This is a genomic window from Streptococcus sp. HMSC078H12 (assembly GCF_001814615.1).
Lineage (GTDB): Bacteria > Bacillota > Bacilli > Lactobacillales > Streptococcaceae > Streptococcus > Streptococcus salivarius_F.
The window spans coordinates 41,994-48,371 of record NZ_KV817339.1 but is presented as its reverse complement, the minus strand read 5'-3'; the positions used below and the strand labels follow the sequence as shown (position 1 = coordinate 48,371).

Here is a 6,378-nt window from a genome sequence, read left to right as displayed (position 1 = left end):
TTCCTTTCAGACAAATGTGGTGTTTATCTGAGACTAGCCTAGATGGCTTTTTCTGTCTAGCTTAATTTTACAAATTTGGTTATAATAAGATTAATTAAAAAGGGAAAGGAGTCATGCTATCAAAAACGAAGCTAAAATTGAACGTCTTTATGATAAGAGTCGTCGTGGCTTTCTTCGTGGAATCTTTAGTCGTGCTACGATTATCTTCTTAATCATCTTACTGCAGCTTGTTGTTGTGGCCCTGTCTTACCTCTGGTTGCATCAATATAGGATACACCTGCAAGTTACAGAAGTAGTCCTTCGTATTCTGGCCATTATTTATCTCTTTCAAAGTGATATGGAATCAACAGCCGTCAATACTTGGCTCCTGATTGTATTGCCTTTTCCAATTATCGGAACCTTGCTCTTGGCTTATACGAAACTTGATATAGGTTACACAGGGATGAAGCGTGCTATTCAGAGCAATATTGACCGCAGTTCTGGTATTTTAAAACAGGATGAGGAGGCTCTTGAAGAGCTTAAACAACGTCACACCAGCAACTATAACTTGGTCCAATATCTTGAAAATGTGAACGGTTCTTTTCCAGTTTATCGTCACACGAAGACGACCTATTTCCCAAGTGGTGAAGCCAAGTTTGAGGAAATGAAGAAACAGCTCCTTAAAGCAGAGAAGTACATTTTCTTGGAATATTTCATCATTGGTGAAGGTGAAATGTGGGGTGAAATCCTAGCAATCTTGAAACAAAAGGTTCAAGAAGGGGTGGAAGTTCGAGTCCTGTATGACGGTATGAATGAATTTTCAACCTTAAGTTTCGACTATAAGAAACGCTTGCAAAATATAGGCATTCAGTCTCGAGTTTTTGCCTCGGTAACACCCTTCTTGTCAACCTATTACAATTACCGTGACCATAGAAAAATCTTGCTGATTGATGGTAAGGTTGCTTTCACAGGTGGCGTTAATCTCGCTGACGAGTATATCAACAAGATTGAGCGTTTCGGTCATTGGAAAGACACTGCACTCATGGTGGAGGGGCCAGCGGTTGATACGTTTTTAGTCCTCTTTCTTCAGATGTGGACCTATTCTAACGAAACCTTAGATGTTACGCCGTACATGGTCGAGCATGAGGCCTTTGATACTCCTGGTTTTGTTGTCCCTTACGGGGATATTCCACTTGATAAGGATAAGGTTGGTGAGAATGTTTATATTGATATCCTAAACCATGCGCGTGATTTTGTTCATATCATGACACCTTATCTTATTTTAGATGGTGAGTTACTGCATGCTTTGAAGTTTGCGGCTGAGCGTGGGGTAGACGTCAGTATCATCATGCCAGGCATTCCTGATAAAAAGTCAGCTTACTACCTAGCTAAGACTTACTACCCAACACTTTTGGCATCCGGAGTTAAAATCTACGAGTACACACCTGGATTTGTTCATGCTAAGGTCTTTGTGAGTGACAATAGTAGGGCAGTTGTTGGAACGATTAATTTAGATTACCGTAGTCTTTATCACCACTTTGAGTGTGCGACCTATCTTTACAGGACGTCATCAGTGGTAGGTATTGAAGAAGATTTCCAAGCGACAATGGCCAAGTGTCATCGAGTCAGCATGGCTGATGTTAAAAATCGACCATTCCACCAGAAGTGCTTAGGCTTATTGACCAGATTAGTTGCGCCATTGATGTAGTGACAATTTCTTTTCGAAGAGGGTTGAGCCCTCTTTTTTTATAGTTTAAAATAAAGATAATGAAGTCGAAGGAGAAAATGATGTTAACCATTCGTCCAGCCAGCTTGTCAGATGCACAAGCTATTCAGGCCATCTACGCACCCTATGTCGAGAAGACAGCTATTACCTTTGAATATGAGGTTCCCAGTGTTCAAGAGTTTGAAAAACGCATTTGTAAGACGCTTGAAAAATACCCCTATTTAGTAGCGGAAGAGAATGGCCAAGTGCTAGGCTATGCTTATGCCTCAACCTATTATGCTCGTACAGCCTATGATTGGACCACTGAATTGTCTATTTATGTAGCCAAAGAGGCGCGTGGACAAGGGATTGGATCGGCCCTTTATACGGCCTTAGAAGAGGAGTTGCAAGCACGAGGCTACTTACGCTTTCTGGCTTGTATCGCTGTTCCGAACGAAGCGAGCATTTCCATGCATGAAAAGCGGGGTTATGTCCAAGTTGCTCATTTTCCAAAAGTTGGCTACAAGTTTGAGCAATGGCACGATATCGTCTGGATGCAAAAAATCTTGGATGGGCCTGTTAGAAAGATACAGTAGATGCCCCACCAATCTTAGATCGCAATGGCTAATTATCCCTGCCTTTTGCATATGCTAAAATGATACTAATAAAATCACTGGGAGAGACCGAAAAGTTTGTGGTGGTCTCCCATACATGAAAGGAACCTATATGGCTCAAGTAACCAGTGCTAGACTGTTACCCCCAAAGCCCTCCAGATGGGCTAAAAGTCTTCTTAATCGCAAGGTACCTATTTTCCTGTTCTTCTTACTGGAATTGGCTTTTCTCGTTTTCTCATATCTCAGTCTACAAGAGCATTTCCCATCCATTATCTTATGGGAACACTTGTTGAGTGTCTTTACCTTCTTTTACTTGCTCAATCGTTCCATGGATTCTCGTTCCAAACTGTCCTGGGTGATTATCATTGCCCTCTTTCCAATTTTTGGGACGGCTCTGCTTTACTTTTCACTGGCTGATTTGGGTGTGAGACGCTTGAAGAAACGGCTTGAGGATGCTACAGTGCAGGCATCCGACCATTTAAGCACCAATCCAGAAGTTGCTGATTATTTATCCCAAAGTGATCGCCAATTACAAAAGTTAGCCTATTTTTTGGAGCATAGTCCAGCACAGTTTCCTATCTACAGAGACACTGAGGTTACCTATTTCCCACTTGGAGATGACATGCTTCCAGCCTTGCTGGAGGATTTGAAAAAGGCAGAGCGTTATATCTTCATGGAATATTTCATTATTGACGAAGGGATCATGTGGGGTGAGATTTTAGCCATTTTAGAGGAGAAGGCCAAGGCAGGTCTGGACGTTCGTGTTATGTTTGATGGGATGAATGAGATGACTACCTTGTCCTACGATTATATTGAGCGACTACACAAGGTTGGCATTAAAGCTCAGGCCTTCTCACCAGTCAAGCCTATTCTATCAACCTATTACAATTACCGAGACCATCGAAAGATTACAGTGATTGATGGTCAAGTTGCTTATACTGGTGGCGTTAATATCGCTGATGAGTATGTCAATAAACGAGAACGCTTTGGTCATTGGAAGGACACGGCCCTTCGATTAGATGGTCCAGCAGTTCAAACACTGAAAGCTCTCTTTTTGACCATGTGGACAGTGACTGGAATAGAAGATAAAACGGATATGGAGCACTATCTACAAGAAAAACCTCAACAAAGGAAGAGTTCGGGCTTTGTACTCCCTTATGGCAATTCACCGCTGACCTACCACAAGGTTGCCGAAAATGTTTATTTACATCTTCTGAATACATCAACTAATTATGTCTATATCATGACGCCTTATCTGATTTTGGATGATGAATTGGTCAGAGCCATGACCTTTGCGGCCAGACGAGGTGTAGATGTTCGGATCATTATGCCAGGGATTCCAGATAAACAGTATGCCTTTGATATTGCGACGACATATTTTAAAGTGCTCTTGGATGCTGGCGTCCGTATTTTCCGCTATACTCCAGGTTTTGTCCATGCAAAAGTTTATGTTTCTGATGGCCAACAAGCTGTGGTAGGTACCATTAACACAGACTATCGAAGTCTCTATCAAAATTTTGAAGACGGGGTTTATCTCTACAAAAATCTGGAAGTGATTAAGATTGAACAAGATTTTGAGAAAACCCAGGCTCTCTCAGAGGAAGTCACTCTGGAAAGTTTGTCGAAAATGCCTATGGCTCATCGTCTATGTGGCTATCTCTTTTCTTTGATTGGACCTTTGATGTAATTTTCTTTATAATTTTCCCCGTTTTTTGTTCTATGGTATAATAAGACCATTAGATGAATAAGGGGATTTTTTAATGAAAAAAGCAATGGCTCTCTTAGGGGTGACCTTGGTGTCAGGACTAATTTTATCAACGGCACAAGAAATTAAAGCTCAAGAAACTTCTGAAAACATCATCGCTCTACGAAGTAGACGTGGTGGTTCGCGTTCTTCAAGTAGAGGTAGCAGAAGTGGATCAAAATCTGGTTTTGGCTCTAGCAAGGGGCATCATTCTGATGGTAATTCAGGAAAAGGGTATAAGTCTGATAGTGGGTCTAGTAAGAGTTACAAGTCAAGTAGTGATCATGACAGTTACGATGGATCTAGTAAAACTTATGGTTCGAGTAGCTCGCATAGTTCGGGTTCAGACGTTGATTCTAGCTCCAAATCAAGTAGCAGTCAGAGCCATTCAGACAGTCAGTCTTCTTCAAGTAACAGTTCCAGCAAGTCAAAATCAGATACAAATTCAGGATACACAAAGCCTCAGATGTCAGCTCCTGAGCTAAATGACTCTGAACGTTCGAACTTTCAATCGGGTGCAAAAGTTAGTGATGATGAGACACTCAAAAAGTATTCCAAACAAAATGATGATTTTTCAGATGACCAGGCTAAAAGTATTTTTGACAATAATGACGACTATCAAACCCGTGACCGTTATTACCGACAAGATGTCATCCGTAATCCCTGGTTCTGGATGTATATGAGTCGACGTTCTTATCATCGCTATGGGAATTCATACCATTCAAAAGTAAATAATAAGGCTTATACCAAGGGCTACCAGGATGGCTTTGCGGATGCCGAAAAAGGCATTGATAATTACGATTCATACTCAAAGGAATCAACTCTTTTTGGCAAATTTACAACAACTTCAGAAAAAACAGAATACCTACGTGGTTATAAAGATGGTCATGATGATGGAAAGTAAGCCAAATGGCTAAGATATTTCTATGGTATTCATGACTTGACTCTGTGGTCTATTATGCTAGAATAGGAGTATGCGATGAGTCGATTGGCTCTTTTGAGCCTTTTGCGCTGAGGAGGTCTACATTAGATTGTAACGCAGGAGCGGACCTTGAGTAGTTGTGTGAACCTGCTACTCTCATCGAAAGATGCCTCTTATCCCTTGCCGTTTGGTAGGGGATTTTTCTTTATTCTTGGCTTTTTTACCCTTTTCAACTGGACTTAAACGTAGTATAATAGATTCACTAAACTAAATTGATAGAAAATTCCGAAAGAGGTTTAACTATGGGATACACAGTTGCTGTTGTCGGTGCTACAGGTGCCGTCGGTGCTCAAATGATCAAAATGTTGGAAGAATCAACACTTCCAATCGATAAAATTCGCTACCTTGCGTCTGCACGTTCTGCAGGGAAAGTCTTGCAGTTTAAAGGTCAAGACGTGACCATCGAAGAAACGACTGAAGACGCATTTGAAGGTGTAGACATTGCACTTTTCTCAGCTGGTGGATCTACCTCTGCTAAATATGCACCATACGCTGTTAAAGCCGGTGCAGTAGTCGTTGATAACACATCTTACTTCCGTCAAAATCCAGATGTGCCATTGGTTGTACCTGAGGTCAATGCACATGCACTCGATGCTCACAACGGTATTATCGCTTGTCCTAACTGTTCAACTATCCAAATGATGGTTGCCCTTGAGCCGGTTCGTCAAAAATGGGGCTTGGACCGTATCATCGTGTCAACTTACCAAGCTGTATCAGGTGCTGGTATGGGAGCAATCCTTGAAACACAACGTGAGTTGAAAGAAGTTTTGAATGACGGCGTTAACCCACGTGATGTTAAAGCTGAAATCTTGCCATGTGGTGGTGATAAGAAACACTTCCCAATCGCCTTCAACGCCTTGGCTCAAATCGACGTCTTCACTGAAAATGACTATACTTACGAAGAAATGAAGATGACAAACGAAACTAAGAAAATCATGGAAGACGACAGCATTGCTGTATCAGCAACATGTGTACGTATTCCAGTTTTGTCAGCTCACTCAGAGTCAGTCTATATTGAAACAAAAGAAGTGGCACCAATTGACGAAGTGAAAGCTGCTATTGCAGAATTCCCTGGTGCAGTTCTTGAAGACGACGTTGCTAACCAAGTCTACCCACAAGCTGTTAACGCTGTAGGTTCACGTGATACATTCGTTGGACGTATCCGTAAAGATTTGGATGCTGAAAAAGGTATCCACATGTGGGTTGTTTCAGATAACCTCCTTAAAGGTGCCGCTTGGAACTCAGTCCAAATCGCAGAAACACTTCACGAACGTGGTTTGGTTCGCCCAACTTCAGAATTGAAATTTGAATTGAAATAGGGAGCGAAACAGAAATCAGTAAGGATTTAGTGTTG

At 41.6% G+C, this 6,378-nt stretch carries 5 protein-coding genes; all 5 read left to right on the top strand.

Going from position 1 to position 6,378, the window contains the following annotated elements:
• Positions 1 to 136: 136 nt before the first annotated feature.
• Positions 137 to 1,687: a cardiolipin synthase gene (gene cls, locus HMPREF2979_RS06920; RefSeq protein ID WP_315968255.1), complete on the top strand. Its 1,551-nt coding sequence runs from the start codon at positions 137 to 139 to the stop codon at positions 1,685 to 1,687.
• Between the two features lie 80 nt (positions 1,688 to 1,767).
• On the top strand, positions 1,768 to 2,280 hold the full coding sequence (locus HMPREF2979_RS06915) for a GNAT family N-acetyltransferase (protein WP_070655811.1): 513 nt from the start codon (positions 1,768 to 1,770) through the stop codon (positions 2,278 to 2,280).
• A gap of 130 nt (positions 2,281 to 2,410) precedes the next feature.
• Positions 2,411 to 3,985, top strand: a complete 1,575-nt coding sequence (gene cls / locus HMPREF2979_RS06910) for a cardiolipin synthase (protein ID WP_070655809.1) — start codon at positions 2,411 to 2,413, stop codon at positions 3,983 to 3,985.
• Between the two features lie 73 nt (positions 3,986 to 4,058).
• Positions 4,059 to 4,946: a LisH domain-containing protein gene (locus HMPREF2979_RS06905; RefSeq protein ID WP_070655807.1), complete on the top strand. Its 888-nt coding sequence runs from the start codon at positions 4,059 to 4,061 to the stop codon at positions 4,944 to 4,946.
• Positions 4,947 to 5,266: 320 nt separating this feature from the next.
• A complete protein-coding gene (locus HMPREF2979_RS06900; RefSeq protein ID WP_003096845.1) occupies positions 5,267 to 6,343 on the top strand; it encodes an aspartate-semialdehyde dehydrogenase in 1,077 nt (358 codons plus the stop codon).
• The last annotated feature ends 35 nt before the right edge of the window (positions 6,344 to 6,378 follow it).